This is a genomic window from Undibacterium sp. RuTC16W (assembly GCF_049339445.1).
Classification (GTDB): Bacteria; Pseudomonadota; Gammaproteobacteria; order Burkholderiales; family Burkholderiaceae_D; genus Undibacterium.
This window is the reverse complement of record NZ_JBMPPE010000002.1, coordinates 258,863-272,373: the sequence shown is the minus strand read 5'-3', so window position 1 is coordinate 272,373 and position 13,511 is coordinate 258,863. Positions and strand designations below refer to the sequence as shown.

At 49.3% G+C, this 13,511-nt stretch carries 14 protein-coding genes; 9 read left to right on the top strand and 5 right to left on the bottom strand.

Annotated elements, in window-relative coordinates:
- The first annotated feature begins 64 nt into the window (after window positions 1–64).
- The 4 genes from ACO0K4_RS05695 to ACO0K4_RS05680 all read left to right on the top strand — a co-directional run bounded on the left by ACO0K4_RS05695 (window position 65) and on the right by ACO0K4_RS05680 (window position 3,120).
- On the top strand, window positions 65–997 hold the full coding sequence (locus ACO0K4_RS05695; protein WP_422955655.1) for a LysR family transcriptional regulator: 933 nt from the start codon (window positions 65–67) through the stop codon (window positions 995–997).
- 408 nt (window positions 998–1,405) lie between these two features.
- On the top strand, window positions 1,406–1,819 hold the full coding sequence (locus ACO0K4_RS05690) for a hypothetical protein (RefSeq protein ID WP_422955654.1): 414 nt from the start codon (window positions 1,406–1,408) through the stop codon (window positions 1,817–1,819).
- Window positions 1,816–2,007, top strand: a complete 192-nt coding sequence (locus tag ACO0K4_RS05685; protein WP_422955653.1) for a helix-turn-helix transcriptional regulator — start codon at window positions 1,816–1,818, stop codon at window positions 2,005–2,007. Before ACO0K4_RS05690 ends, ACO0K4_RS05685 begins: the two co-directional genes overlap by 4 nt.
- A 117-nt stretch (window positions 2,008–2,124) precedes the next feature.
- Window positions 2,125–3,120: an alpha/beta fold hydrolase gene (locus ACO0K4_RS05680; protein WP_422955652.1), complete on the top strand. Its 996-nt coding sequence runs from the start codon at window positions 2,125–2,127 to the stop codon at window positions 3,118–3,120.
- 133 nt (window positions 3,121–3,253) lie between these two features.
- Here ACO0K4_RS05680 and ACO0K4_RS05675 read toward each other — a convergent pair whose 3' ends face one another.
- The 4 genes from ACO0K4_RS05675 to polA form a co-directional block, all read right to left on the bottom strand.
- Window positions 3,254–4,018, bottom strand: coding sequence for a hypothetical protein (locus tag ACO0K4_RS05675; protein WP_422955651.1), 765 nt, complete (start codon window positions 4,016–4,018; stop codon window positions 3,254–3,256).
- A 275-nt stretch (window positions 4,019–4,293) separates the two neighbouring features.
- Complete coding sequence (locus tag ACO0K4_RS05670) at window positions 4,294–4,641, bottom strand: hypothetical protein (RefSeq protein ID WP_422955650.1); 348 nt, start codon at window positions 4,639–4,641, stop codon at window positions 4,294–4,296.
- Between the two features lie 327 nt (window positions 4,642–4,968).
- Window positions 4,969–5,739 (bottom strand): hypothetical protein, encoded by a 771-nt coding sequence (locus ACO0K4_RS05665; RefSeq protein WP_422955649.1) that lies wholly within the window; start codon window positions 5,737–5,739, stop codon window positions 4,969–4,971.
- Window positions 5,740–6,022: 283 nt separating this feature from the next.
- Entirely contained in the window at window positions 6,023–8,854 is a 2,832-nt protein-coding gene (polA, locus tag ACO0K4_RS05660; protein WP_422955648.1) for a DNA polymerase I, read from the bottom strand.
- Between the two features lie 13 nt (window positions 8,855–8,867).
- Here polA and ACO0K4_RS05655 point away from each other — a divergent pair, with 13 nt between their 5' ends.
- The 4 genes from ACO0K4_RS05655 to ACO0K4_RS05640 all read left to right on the top strand — a co-directional run bounded on the left by ACO0K4_RS05655 (window position 8,868) and on the right by ACO0K4_RS05640 (window position 12,075).
- Window positions 8,868–9,605 (top strand): TIGR00730 family Rossman fold protein, encoded by a 738-nt coding sequence (locus ACO0K4_RS05655; RefSeq protein WP_422955647.1) that lies wholly within the window; start codon window positions 8,868–8,870, stop codon window positions 9,603–9,605.
- A gap of 172 nt (window positions 9,606–9,777) precedes the next feature.
- On the top strand, window positions 9,778–10,266 hold the full coding sequence (locus ACO0K4_RS05650; protein ID WP_422955646.1) for a hypothetical protein: 489 nt from the start codon (window positions 9,778–9,780) through the stop codon (window positions 10,264–10,266).
- Between the two features lie 64 nt (window positions 10,267–10,330).
- A complete protein-coding gene (locus ACO0K4_RS05645) occupies window positions 10,331–11,293 on the top strand; it encodes a homoserine kinase (RefSeq protein ID WP_422955645.1) in 963 nt (320 codons plus the stop codon).
- Window positions 11,293–12,075 carry a BPSS1780 family membrane protein gene (locus ACO0K4_RS05640; RefSeq protein WP_422955644.1) on the top strand — a complete coding sequence of 261 codons (783 nt, stop codon included), beginning with the start codon at window positions 11,293–11,295 and terminating at the stop codon, window positions 12,073–12,075. The genes ACO0K4_RS05645 and ACO0K4_RS05640 overlap by 1 nt, the downstream gene beginning before the upstream one ends.
- A 52-nt stretch (window positions 12,076–12,127) precedes the next feature.
- On the opposite strand, the gene ACO0K4_RS05635 is transcribed toward ACO0K4_RS05640, so the two are convergent.
- Entirely contained in the window at window positions 12,128–12,583 is a 456-nt protein-coding gene (locus ACO0K4_RS05635; RefSeq protein WP_422955643.1) for an OsmC family protein, read from the bottom strand.
- A gap of 177 nt (window positions 12,584–12,760) precedes the next feature.
- Between ACO0K4_RS05635 and ACO0K4_RS05630 the strand changes: the two genes are divergently transcribed.
- Entirely contained in the window at window positions 12,761–13,477 is a 717-nt protein-coding gene (locus ACO0K4_RS05630; protein WP_422955642.1) for an ABC transporter ATP-binding protein, read from the top strand.
- Window positions 13,478–13,511: the final 34 nt, after the last annotated feature.

The window sequence follows — 13,511 nt, the reverse complement described above, 5'->3', positions numbered from 1 at the left end:
AGGCAGTGAAAATGATTGCACTGTTCGTAAATAACGAACAATAAATGACAGACGGAGTCTTGCCATGAATCAACTGGAAGCCATGCAAATCTATGTGCGGGTCGCCGAGCTGGCCAGCTTTACGCAGGCGGCAGACAGTCTCGGTCTGCCCAAAGCCAGCATCTCCACCGCCATCAAACAGTTAGAAAGCTTGCTCGGCACGCGGCTGCTTAACCGCACTACGCGCACAGTGCAGATGACGCAGGACGGTGTCTTGTTCTATGAGCGCAGCAAAGACATGCTCGCCGATATGGATGAGTTGCAGACGATGTTTCAGCAAGGTGAGGGCGAGATCAGCGGGCGTTTGCGGATTGATCTGCCGATTGGTGTAGCGCGCTATATTCTGATTCCCCGTTTGCCGGAATTTTTACAGGGCTTGCCTAAGCTGGAAGTTGAAATCAGCAGCACCGATCGCCGCGTCGATCTGGTCAGAGAGGGCTTTGATTGCGTGATGCGTATCGGTGCGCTCAGCAGTCTGGGCGAGAGCGCACTGATCGCCAGGCAGTTAGGCGAATTGCGGCAAATTAATTGCGTCAGCCCTGATTATCTTGCACGCTTTGGCACACCGCAGTCGCTGGACGACTTGCGCCAGCATCGCCTGATTCATTACACCGCCAACTTTGGCGGGAAGCCGGTGGGATTTGAATATGTCGACAATGGACAAAATAAAACCCTGAAGATGACTGGCAGTATCACGGTGAATAACAGCGATGCCTATCAGGCCGCATGCCTGGCGGGCTTTGGCATTATCCAGGTGCCAGTGATCGGCATGCAGCGCGAGCTGATTGCCGCGGGCAGGCTGGTCGAGATTTTGCCCGCTTACACCGCACAAGCCATGCCTGTCTCTTTGTTATACGCCAACCGGCGGCACCTGCCCAAACGCACACAGCGCCTGATGAACTGGATCGCGGAGGTAATGGCCCCATATCTGGTGTCGCCAGGATCGCGCGGCACTTAGGGTTATCAGGAGTTTGCCATAGCGCACAGGTAATACGAGCTGACTCCAATTGGGAAAAAACACAGACCACTCAAATAATTTGTAAAGCATGCTTGACATCTGGTTTATTGAGACCTAATATGTAAAACATGCTTTACATCGTAATCGAGGTAAAAAAGCTGAGCAGCGAAAAAATAGTGTGAATCGCTGCTTATTTTTTGCAGAATCATGTCAAGCTTCCTTGACTTAAAACAGTAGAATGCAGATCGACAAAAATATGAGCAAGCGAATGAAAATCTAGTCATCAGCGTAGTAAAAAATTTGGTAAAAACGCAGTAAAAAACAAAGTCAGCAAGGTGAGCATTCACCCTGCTTTTTTTAACGGCATTAGTGTCAAGTAGGCTTTACATTTTGTTTAAGGAGATCCATATGAATGAGGCAGCATATTCAAAAAGAGACAGAGAAATAGCAAGGAAATACCGCAATGAATTAGGTCTGTCCGTCGTGCTGTACGTGATTGTTTTGCTCGTTTCAATCAGTTATGCAAAACCGATGGCGGACAGTGTGCTCCGCACGTTGATCGTCATGACGCCAGTGATTCCAGCATTTGGGGCACTCTGGGCGATCGTACGTAATTTCAAGCGCATGGACGATTATGTCCGCGTCTGGTTGCTAGAGGTGGTGGCGATTTCCGGTGCAATCACCGCGTTTTTTAGCTTCAGTTACGGGTTCTTGGAGGGGATAGGTTTTCCTCGCTTGAGCGGATTTGTCACCTACGGCATTTTTATGGGGTGCTGGTGCCTGATTATCGGTATTCGCAAAATTCTGGAGCGTGAAAAATGAAAAACATCGTCAAAGAATTACGAACACAGAGAGACTTAAGTCAGGCTGCGCTCGCTGATTTGCTAGACGTGTCGCGGCAGACGGTGAACGCGATTGAAACCGGTCGTTACGACCCTAGCTTGCCACTGGCTTTTACGATCAGTAAATTATTTGGATTACCGATTGAAAAAATTTTCTTCGTCGATTGAACCAGATAATCCGATAAGCCGATAAAGAATGTACTCCGAGATGAACTCAGCTGATTTTAGAAATTCAGTTCATCAACAACGTCTAATAAACTGCCAATCATTGATAGAGGAATTACCATGAGCGTCCCATCTTTTTGCCAAAATAAAATATCCTATTTCGCGATCATTGTCGCCATCGTTGCGGCGATCTCATCCGGCAGCAGTAAAGCGGCCGACGTATCTGCTGATGCGACTACTCACACGTCCGCTGTTGCTAAGGAAATGTCGGCACCCGTTACTCCTGCTGAATATCAGGTTGGCAGTATGTACGTCGAACAGTATCTCAACCCAAAGGCACAAGGAGCGCCTGTTATTCTGATCCCCGGCTTATCCAGCGGTGCTTACATCTGGGACGACACAGTCAAGGCGCTACAAAATAAGCACAGTATTTATGTGATTACTCTCGCAGGCTTTAATGGAAAGCCCGCTATGCCCGGTGCCAAACTGCTCAAAGCCAAAGAATCACTGGCTGAGTTAATACGAACAAAGAATATCCAAAAACCCGTATTGATTGGTCATAGTTTAGGCGCGGCTTTATCGATTTGGTTTGCGGAAGAGAATTCAAATCTGATTAGCGGTGTTTTTGCTGTTGACGGCCTGCCTGTAATGCCACGATCCGAAAATCTGACTGCGGAACAAAGACAAGCCATGAGCCAGGGAATGAAAACGCAAATGTCCGGCGTCACTCAAGAGGTTTTCGCCGATCAGCAACTGAAATATATGCAAGTGATGGGCGTCATCGATCAGGAGCTTGCAAAAAAACTGGCTGCCCGCAGTGCGACCAGTGACCGTACCGCATTTGTTGACTACGTGACCGAATTATTTGCAACAGATATACGCAAAGATCTGCCTTCGATCACTGTTCCCTTAGCTCTTGTATCGCCGTATTACGAAAAAGACTTTGCATCGATTCCAATGTCAGAGGATCAAAAAACGGCTTATTACGCATCGCTGTTATCGGAAGCCAAGAACTTGCAGATAATCTCAATAAGTAATGCCAGGCATTTTGTCATGCTCGATCAACCTGCCATCTTTAATGACAAGCTACAGAGTTTTGTGAATTCAATTCACTGATGTATATCTGCTCTGATCAAATCCGCGCCGCAGCAGCGCGGATTTTTATCACCTGATCAGCCAGATATTGCGCTGGTGAAGCGCCAGCAGAGCCTTGTAAGCCACAACGCTTTTACAGTCTCTTCACAGTCCCTCAGCAGCCCCAGGAATGCAAGCTCGCCGTAGGCGCATTCTTACCAGGCTTTGCTGTGGATGACATCAGAATAATCACAGCGGTGCTGTTTGAGCCGTCAATTTCGATAATGAAATCCGGGAAGCCATCGCCGTCCATATCCGTAATCCCGACGATGCGTGAGGCCCAGCCATAATAGCCAAGCGCATACTCAAACTGCTTGCCATCGTACTCAATAAAGTACGTTGCACCTTCACCGTAGGGCGCACCGTTTTTTCCCTTCAGTCCATTTTGAATCCGCATGCCAAACGGCACCCCGTTGAATTTTAAGCGGTATTGATAATCGAGTTCGGGGTTGAGAATATGTCCGCCATTTTTAAACACATACAGAGGATGCTCACCCGCTTTGATCGGTGATCCGGGCACGCGCAGATGCAAGATGCCGTCACTTTCCTGCTGTGTAAATTCAGCGGATGAACTTGCCGGAGGGGTGTTTTCTTCCGGTATCTGGCGAACGATTTTATTCAGCCATTCCGGATTTTTGTCAGATGGAGATTGCGCCTCGATATGTAAGATATTTTCTTCGATGAGCAGGCTATACCATTGATCCCTTGGCCATTTCGCGGGCACCAGATGTTCAAATTGTTTCGGCACACCGTAACTACCAACATCCTGACGCCACTCACCGATTTTAAGCAAGGCACCGGGCTCTTTGTCCGATGCGTAGCTCAAAGTTGTCAGCAGCAAGCTTGCCGATAAGAGGAGACGTAATGGAATAGTTTTCATAACGATGACCTGAGTTTGTGTTATCTCAATGAATTCAATCAAGCTGACGCACTATATTCTAGGATAAATTGCGTCGATGTAATGCATCATCCAGTCAGTGCGTCATGCCTGCCGTTTATCCAGATAGCCCACATAACACCGGTCAGCAGACCGCTGGTGTGCGCCCAGTTCACAATCGAGCTGTTCCTTCGGATACCAGCTATCATTTCCGTTGTTCTGAAGTGATAACGGACTAATGGGAAATCTGGATTTCATCTTAACCATATATCCTTGGATTACTCTTCGTCGTCAAATTCTTCTGCAAGATTTTTCCAGCCATGACGCGCAGCGAACGCGCAGAATTCTTCCGGTGCCTCCAGCACGATCAGTTTTCTCTCTTGCAGACCCAGATCGCTATGCCCAAAGTCAGGCCCGATATAACCGAGTTCACGCAACTTCGCCATGATCTGACTGAGCAGCACTTTGTCGTTATACAAGCCATTTTCGATCGGTGCAGCAAAGTCGATGTAGACATCAATGATGCCGTAGCCTTCATCAAAAATCCGTATCGCTTTGACGTCGTGGCTAGCGCCGCTGGAGTCAGTGGCTTTGAACGGGCCGCTTAATTGGATGTCTGTTGTCATTTTAGGGTTTGAAATTGAATTGAATAATGAGAAAAAAGTTCCATTGAATAAGACTATGTTCAACAATTTTTTCAGCGAATACTGCTCGCTTTTTGTTATTAAGTAACGTTATTACACGATGGTTCCTAGCTCTCAGGCCGTAGGGTGCGCCATGCGCACCGTTCGTTCTTGTGCAGATGATTGTCATCTTGTTGCATCATCGGTGCGCATGGCGCACCCTACGAATTGAAGCTTTGTTCGTTACGACGATTGGGCATTTTCTGCGCCAACGGTACGCAGGCTACACTTGCTGTATCTCCGTTTGTTGGACAAATGCGGCATCGAAATTCATAAATTTAGAAGCTCTAGAATTTGACCTGATTTAATCGATTCATTGCGCCCAACAAATGTATAAACTAGAGGTTCAAGAGGAATTTGAAATCGCCTACTATATAAATAATGCCATAAATTACTGATGTAATTTTCGGCATTCGAGGGTTTCCCAACAAATTTTACAACTACTGGGATCAAATGTTTTTTGCAAATGTTAATAAATTCATTTGTAATTTCGCATTTACCTGTCCTGTGTAAAAAGAACTCTGGAACAGAGTAATCTAAACCACTAATTTGAGCATTTCTAGCATCATCAAATCGGTCAAATGCGTGTGGCCCCCCACCATTAAATCCCTCATTGCAAGTTCTAGTTAATATGTTTTCACGAGTCCTTTCTGCAATAAAGTCAAAATTTTTTTTATTTGAAATATGAGGGTATAGCTTATCCAAAAAAGCTTGTGAGCCATCAAGCGAGTTTAGTAGTCCGTTGTCAAACCAACTTGGTTTGCCGTCATAAAGACTGCGATGATAATAAGCTGCAGGAAAAACACAGCACATTTCATTTTTTGCTCCAACATGCTTATGCATTAGCCAGTTAAAGTGCTCGTGAGTAAATTCGCTGTTGAGTATCCCAGGGCCAAGAAAATCCGGCCAATTTTGTTGGTAAACCTCGATGATTAATTCTTCTTTTACTTTGTAGAATGTGGCTAATGAGCGAATAGCGTCATCAATGTTATCGCAGCTCAAATAGCAATTGTTACTATTTTTAGATGTGTACGAATCCATGGGTTTTCGTCAAAATAGAATTGGTCTAAATTTACACTTTATTCTGTACGTATAGGTCCTCTTAGGTGAAAATGCCGTTAGTTCTTAAGGTGCAACATGCGCACCGATTGACGTTGATTCACATCATGGGGGCGCATGACTCATTCCACAAACTCACCAAGTTTTAATCGTGAGAAATTATGTGTTTAAAACCAAAACCCGCAATCCCCATGCGGCTCTTAGCCTGAAATGCCGCCAAGAGCCGCACCAGCATTGCGGGATCGGTTTTGATATTCAATCAAGCTTAATGCGCTTCTTCCCAGTTATTTCCTACGCCGACTTCCGCTAATAACGGCACATTTAACTCTGCCACATTGGCCATCAATTCTGGCAATTTGCGTTTGACCAATTCCAGCTCTGCATCCGGTACTTCGAGCACGAGCTCATCATGGACTTGCATAATCATTTTGGAGTGGAGCTTGTCAGTTTCGAGCCAGCCTTGTACGGCGATCATCGCTAGTTTAATCAGGTCGGCGGCGGTGCCTTGCATTGGGGCGTTGATCGCTGCGCGTTCTGCGCCCTGGCGGCGGGGGCCGTTGGGGCTGTTGATTTCTGCCAGCCAGAGACGGCGGCCGAAGACGGTTTCTACATAGCCCTGGGCTTTGGCCTGAATGCGGGTGTCGGCCATGTATTGTGCGACGCCGGGGTAGCGCTGAAAATATTTGTCGATATAGCTTTGGGCGGCGCTGCGCTCGATGCCGAGGTTACCTGCGAGGCCGAATGCGCTCATGCCATAGATCAGGCCGAAGTTGATGACTTTGGCGTAGCGGCGTTGTTCGCTGGTGACTTCTGGCAGCGTGACGCCAAAAATTTCGGACGCGGTGGCGCGGTGGACGTCTTCGCCATCGGCAAAGGCTTTGAGCAGGCTGGCGTCGCCGGAGATATGCGCCATGATGCGTAGCTCAATTTGCGAATAATCGGCAGAGACGATGTGGCTGCCGGCCGGTGCGACGAAGGCTTCGCGGATGCGGCGACCTTCGGCGTTGCGTACGGGGATGTTTTGCAGGTTGGGGTCATTCGATGCCAGGCGACCGGTGACGGCGACTGCCTGTGCATAGTTGGTGTGAACCCGGCCTGTACTGGCATTGACCATCTTGGGCAGCTTGTCGGTGTAGGTCGACTTGAGTTTGGCGAGGCCGCGATATTCGAGCAACACTTTGGGCAGCGGGTAATCTTCGGCGAGTTTTTGCAATACTTCTTCATCGGTCGATGGTGCGCCGGAAGGTGTTTTTTTGACGACCGGCAGGCCGAGCTTGACGAAGAAAATTTCACCGAGTTGCTTGGGTGAATTCAGGTTGAATGGTTGCTCTGCGAGTTCGTAGGCTTTTTGCTCCAGCTCTAGCAGGCGCAGGCCGATTTCATGGGATTGCGCATTGAGTTTGTCTGGATCGATGCGGACACCGTTGCGCTCAATTTTTTGCAGCACAATCGAGGTCGGCAATTCGATGTCGTGATAGACCCGCAACAGCTTGGCATCATGTGCGATCTCTGGCCACATCGCCTGATGCAGTTGCAAGGTAATGTCGGCGTCTTCTGCCGCGTAATGGGTGGCGCGGTCGAGATCGACTTGATCGAAACAAATTTGCGATGCACCTTTGCCGCAGACTTCTTCAAAGCTGATCGTTTTTTTGCCGAGATGGCGTAACGCCAGGCTGTCCATGTCGTGCGATTTATGCGATTCAAAGACGTAGGACTGCAACAAGGTGTCATGTGCAATGCCGCGCAAATGTACTTTGTGATTGGCGAAAATGTGGCTGTCGTATTTGAGGTTTTGTCCGACTTTAGCTTTACTGTCATCTTCTAACCAGGATTTGAGTTTCCCTAACACGAAGTCGCGGCCGAGCTGTTCGGGCGCACCCGGATAGGTATGCTCGAGCGGAATGTAGGCACCGGAACCCGCGGAGCAGCTAAGCGAGATGCCGACCATTTGTGCGTTCATCGGTTCCAGCGACGTTGTTTCTGTATCGATGCAGGTGAGAGCGGCTTGATTAATGGTATTGATCCAGCGATTGAGTGCGTCTTCGGTCAGTATGGTTTCGTAATTGGCAGCATCGGTGGTGGTCGGTGCGCCTGGTGTCGTACCAGACGCGGTATCGCTGGTGGCATTGTCGTTAGCGTCGCCATCGTTGCTATTGGCGTCAAACAGGCCGCCTTGTGGTGACGCTTGTTTTTGGCTGGCGCTGGCAGTGGGCAGCGGCGTTGCACCAGCCGTAGGATCACCGGACAATTCGCGCAACCAGCTCTTAAAGCCATAGCGGGTGAAGAACGCCAGCATGGCTTCTTTGCTTTCTTCTTTGGCGATCAGCGACTGGTCGATGGAGACATGATGCCCGGATAAATCGCAATCGGTTTTGACCGTGATCAAGACGCGACCTTGTGGCAACCAGTCTAATGCCTGACGCAGGTTGTCGCCGACCACGCCTTTGATTTTGTCTGCATTGGCGATGACGCCGTCGAGACTGTCGAACTCGCTTAGCCATTTGACGGCGGTTTTTGGCCCGCACTTGGTAACGCCGGGTACGTTATCGACGGTGTCGCCGATCAGCGTGAGATAGTCGATGATGCGGTTTGGCGGTACGCCGAATTTGGCGAGGACACCGGCTTCGTCGAGCTTCTCGTTGCTCATGGTATTAATCAGGGTGACATTGGCATTGACCAGTTGCGCCAGATCTTTGTCGCCGGTAGAGACAATGGTATTCATGCCACGTGAGGTAGCTTCGACCGCTAACGTGCCGATCACGTCGTCCGCTTCGACGCCCTCGACCATCAGGATCGGCCAGCCCATGGCGCGGACGGCTTCGTGAATGGGTTCGATTTGTAGACGCAAGTCATCGGGCATCGGTGCGCGCTGGGCTTTGTAGTCGGCGTACAGATCGTCGCGGAAAGTTTTACCCTTGGCATCGAACACGCAGGCCATGTACGCTGCCGGATAATCGTAGCGTAATCGGCGTAACATATTGATCATGCCGTAGATAGCACCGGTTGGCTCACCTTGCGGATTGCGCAGATCGGGCATGGCGTGAAATGCGCGGTAAAGGTAACTAGACCCATCAACTAATAACAAGGTTTTTTGCATAAGGATAACGGTAATGAGTGACAGCGGAAAAAGGATAGTGAAATTACGTCAGATGCTTGCCGGCGATAAGGCCACCGCGCTCAAGGCGCGCGAATCTTGGCATATGTTCACGATTATGGCAGAGTTTATTGAGTCTACCGAACGTCTGTCTGGTGTGGGGCTTGCAGTGACGATTTTTGGATCCGCCAGAACGGCGGTGGATCATCCGGACTATCTGACTTGTGTGGATGTCGCAAGACGCTTATCGGATGCGGGTTTTGCGGTGATTTCGGGTGGCGGACCAGGCATCATGGAGGCAGCAAATAAGGGAGCATATGAGGGAGCGTCTGCGTCGGTAGGCTTGAATATTGAATTGCCACATGAGCAGAAAAATAATCCCTGGCAAAATATCTCGCTGACTTTCCGGCATTTTTTTGCACGTAAGGTGGCGTTTGTGAAGTATGCCGATGCCTATATCGTGTTTCCCGGCGGTTTCGGTACTTTGGATGAAATGAGTGAAGTATTGACGTTGATACAGACCGGTAAGACGCGTCACATTCCTGTGATTCTGGTTGGCAGCAGTTTTTGGCGTGGTTTGCTGGAGTGGATCAATACGCAGCTGGCGGGTAATGGCATGATTGAGCATAGCGACCTTAATCTGGTGCAGTTAATTGATGAGCCGGCGAATATTGTCGATGCGATTTTTGCGTTTTACGAGGCGCGCGATATTGAACCTTCGGATGAAGAACGCCAGCGCATGTTGTATTTATAGTTGTTGTAGTCGCTATGGGAGCGAGAATTTTGCTGTTTGAACCGTCTCCGTGCGATGCGCACGTCCTAAGTAAGCCCTAATATTGCTGGGAGCGCGCACGCCGCTTTGTTACAATGGGGGCATGTTGCAACCCCGATGTATATTCAATGCATACACGCTTAAAGTGATTATCATGAAAAATTTGTCCCACACATCTACCGCTGCGCTGCTCTGCCTGAGCGCTGTTTTGTTGCCTTTTTCTGTCGCTGCCCAGACTGCGGCTAAGCCAGATTCCAAGCCAGACTCTTCTCCGCCAAAACTGGAAAAAATCGAAGAAGTGCCAGAAACCGGCGTCAAGATCGCGAAACCTGAAAAACAAAATCAAACGACAGAAAAACGTGTCGGCGGCAAAGTCACTGAAGTCCAGGTCAAAGCAGGTAAGAGCAATTACGTAGTCAAGCCGAATCAAGAAATCGGTAATGCGCCTAAAGGCACGGTACAGGGCGACGCTAACCGCGGTGCGCAATGGTCGGTGCTGCAATTTGGCGGCAAAAAAGAAAGCAAGGAAGTGGAACCTGTTCCTACTTTGCCGCCTGCTCCCACAAAAACAGCGGCAACTGTCACAGGTGCTGCCGCTAGTTCAGCTGCAAGCTCTGCGGCCAGCATGCCAGTAAAAAAATAACTCGTAACGGATCTCAATCAAATCCTCATCGGATCCTCATCAGACTCTAATCACTCTACGCAAAATGGCAGTATTTACATCGGTAAGTCTGGATGATCTTCGTCCATGGATGACACAATTCCCACTGGGGCAGGCATCGGCAATCAAAGGGATTGCATCCGGGATTGAAAACAGCAATTTTTTTATCACGACGGAATCCGGTGAATTCGTTCTGACGATTTTTGAAAATCTGAGCTTCGAGCAATTGCCATTTTATTTGAAATTAATGCGCCTCCTGGCGGATCGCGGTGTATTAGTGCCAGCGCCAATCGCGAACGATCGGGGTGAGTTGGTCGTCGCCTTGCATGGCAAGCCAGCGGCAATCGTGAGTAAATTAGAGGGATGCTCGCAAATGTCGCCAGCACCTTTGCACTGCGCTGAGGTCGGTGCGATGCTGGCTCGCATGCATGTAGCTGCGCAGGATTTTGAGATACGTCAGCCCAATCTGCGTGGTCTCGACTGGTGGAACGTGACGACACCTGTGGTGTTGCCGTTTTTATCGGATGCGAACCAGCATTTATTGCGTGCTGAAATGCATTTTCAGGAAAGCTTTGCGAGTACGGCGGTTTATCACGCGTTGCCAAACGGTCCTGTCCATGCGGATCTGTTTCGCAATAACGTCATGTTTGATGGCGATAAGCTGACGGGTTTCTTTGATTTTTATTTTGCCGGTTGCGATACCTGGATTTTTGACGTCGCTGTGACGGTGAATGACTGGTGTATTGATGTGGCAACAGGTGAGCTCGATGATGCGCGGGTGACGGCTTTGCTGGCTGCTTATCATACGGTGCGCCCCTTCACTGACGGTGAGCGTGCTGCATGGCAGCCGATGTTGCGTGCGGCAGCACTAAGATTCTGGTTGTCACGCCTGTATGACTTTTATTTGCCGCGTGATGCCGAGATGCTCACGCCGCACGACCCCGGCCATTTTGAGCGGATTTTGCGTTTGCGTGAATCGCGCAATGCGCCAGCCTTACCTGTAGCCTGATGATGAAACTGAATTCGAGTAGTGGCTGGTTGTGGATTAGAGACGGATTTCAGCTATTTCGTCAGCAACCGGTAGAGATGCTGGCGCTGTTTTTTGCCTATATGTTCCTGACGATGGGAATAGGCTTGATTCCGGTGCTGGGACAATTGATGCCTTTGATACTGGTGCCGACGTTTTCCATGAGCTTCATGCAGGCTTGCCGCCAGATCGAAGCAGGGCAGCGAGTACATCCGAATGTTTTGCTGACGGGATTCCGCTCGCCAGCCTTGCCGCGCTTGCTGATGCTGGGCTTGCTGTATTTGCTTGCTGCAATGGTGGCAATCGGCACTTCGGCACTGGTGGATGGCGGTGCATTCTGGGATTTTTTGACGAGCCAAAAACCGATTAATCCTCAGGACCCTAAAAGCATGCCGGACACGGCGATGTTCTGGGGCATGCTGTGCTCTGCCGTCGTTTATCTACCAGCCTTAATGGCGTTCTGGTTTGCCGCACCGCTGATTGCCTGGCAAAATATGGGCGTTGGCAAAGCCGTGTTCTATAGTTTTTTTGCCGTGCGACGCGAGGGGCGCGCCTTTACCGTCTATGGTCTGGCCTGGCTGGTTCTTGGCGTATTGCTGCCCATGATCTTGAGTCTGATGGTGGCAATTATTGTCGGCAAGGCGATTGCGGTGGTGGTCATCATGATGCCGGTGTCGCTGGCATTAACCGTTGTGATGTATTGCTCGTTTTATCCGCCTTATACCCATGTCTTTGGAAAGCCTGATCAGGCGAGTCCAGAATAAAACAAAAAAGCGTAGTCGATCATGACTACGCTTTTTTTTTGCCGAGCGCTGATTACTCAGTGATCTGGTGTTCAGATGGCATATCGATGTCTTCGATAATTTCATAGGTATGGCTCATGACCGCAGTCTTTTCCAACATGATTGATGCCGAGCAGTATTTTTCATGCGAGAGTTTGATTGCACGTTCGACCAGATTGGGTTTCAGATTGCGGCCACGAACGATAAAGTGGAAATTGATTTTGGTGAATACCTTAGGCTCAGTTTCTGCACGCTCGGCCTGGAGTTTGACTTCGCAGCCGCGGATGTCTTGCTTACTTTTGCGCAAGATCAGTACGACGTCATAAGCTGAACAACCACCCGTGCCGAGTAAGACCATTTCCATCGGACGCGGAGCCAGATTGCGGCCACCACCATCGGGTGCGCCATCCATCAAAACCGCATGACCTGAACCAGTTTCTGCTAAAAATGACATGCCTGACAGGCCGGTCCAACGTACAGTTGCTTCCATGATGATGCCTTTTTAAAATGGAAATTTCGACAAAATCGCTGAAACAATTTTGCGTAAATCCTGGAAAATAATATTGAAATAGATTGCGTTTTACGGATATTGTAACGCAGCATATCGAAAGCCAAGAATTGCCATTATTCTTGCTTAAGTCCCTCAGATCAATGATTGATGCATAACATGACTATTCCCGCGATACGCTTTAACCAGGTTGTCAAACGCTATCAGAAACGCACTGTATTACATGGCGTTGAACTGGATATTTTGCAAGGTGAGTTTTTTGGGCTGGTCGGTATGAACGGAGCAGGCAAAACGACGCTGCTGAAATGTCTGCTCGATTTTTGCGCTTTTGATGGTGGCAGCATCGAGATCTTAGGGAGGAGCAATCTGCTGACAGTCGCGCGGCAGCCTATGGCTTTTTTGCCGGAACGCTTCATGCCACCGTACTACCTGACAGGCGCTGATTTTTTGAAATACATGCTGAGATTGCAGGACCTGCCTATAGTCCCTGAGCATGTCGATGCGATGTTGACATCGCTAGATCTGGATTCGTCGGTATTAAGTCGTCCTGTACGTTCGTATTCTAAAGGGATGAACCAAAAACTGGGTTTGGCAGCGTGCTTTCTAACCCGCAAGGCATTGTATGTACTGGATGAGCCAATGAGTGGTCTGGATCCGAAGGCGCGTGTTTTGCTGAAAGCACGATTGCAGATCTTGCGTGAGACAGGCGGCACTTTGTTCTTTAGTTCACATGCACTGGCTGATGTCGACGAATTATGCGACCGCATGGCTATTTTGCATGAAGGTCAGCTGCGTTTTGTAGGTACACCAGACGAGTGCAGGACGGCGTATGCGGCAGAAACGCTGGAGCAGGCATTTATGCGTTGTATTTCCTGAACAGGTAGTAACAAGCTGAGCGGGGCGGAGAGCG

Bases quoted from the DNA above. Each gene is read 5' to 3' on its own strand.
- ACO0K4_RS05695 (WP_422955655.1), top strand. From the start codon at position 65: ATGAATCAACTGGAAGCCATGCAAATCTATGTGCGGGTCGCCGAGCTG.
- ACO0K4_RS05690 (WP_422955654.1), top strand. From the start codon at position 1,406: ATGAATGAGGCAGCATATTCAAAAAGAGACAGAGAAATAGCAAGGAAA.
- ACO0K4_RS05685 (WP_422955653.1), top strand. From the start codon at position 1,816: ATGAAAAACATCGTCAAAGAATTACGAACACAGAGAGACTTAAGTCAG.
- ACO0K4_RS05680 (WP_422955652.1), top strand. From the start codon at position 2,125: ATGAGCGTCCCATCTTTTTGCCAAAATAAAATATCCTATTTCGCGATC.
- ACO0K4_RS05675 (WP_422955651.1), bottom strand. From the start codon at position 4,018: ATGAAAACTATTCCATTACGTCTCCTCTTATCGGCAAGCTTGCTGCTG.
- ACO0K4_RS05670 (WP_422955650.1), bottom strand. From the start codon at position 4,641: ATGACAACAGACATCCAATTAAGCGGCCCGTTCAAAGCCACTGACTCC.
- ACO0K4_RS05665 (WP_422955649.1), bottom strand. From the start codon at position 5,739: ATGGATTCGTACACATCTAAAAATAGTAACAATTGCTATTTGAGCTGC.
- polA (WP_422955648.1), bottom strand. From the start codon at position 8,854: ATGCAAAAAACCTTGTTATTAGTTGATGGGTCTAGTTACCTTTACCGC.
- ACO0K4_RS05655 (WP_422955647.1), top strand. From the start codon at position 8,868: ATGAGTGACAGCGGAAAAAGGATAGTGAAATTACGTCAGATGCTTGCC.
- ACO0K4_RS05650 (WP_422955646.1), top strand. From the start codon at position 9,778: ATGAAAAATTTGTCCCACACATCTACCGCTGCGCTGCTCTGCCTGAGC.
- ACO0K4_RS05645 (WP_422955645.1), top strand. From the start codon at position 10,331: ATGGCAGTATTTACATCGGTAAGTCTGGATGATCTTCGTCCATGGATG.
- ACO0K4_RS05640 (WP_422955644.1), top strand. From the start codon at position 11,293: ATGATGAAACTGAATTCGAGTAGTGGCTGGTTGTGGATTAGAGACGGA.
- ACO0K4_RS05635 (WP_422955643.1), bottom strand. From the start codon at position 12,583: ATGGAAGCAACTGTACGTTGGACCGGCCTGTCAGGCATGTCATTTTTA.
- ACO0K4_RS05630 (WP_422955642.1), top strand. From the start codon at position 12,761: ATGACTATTCCCGCGATACGCTTTAACCAGGTTGTCAAACGCTATCAG.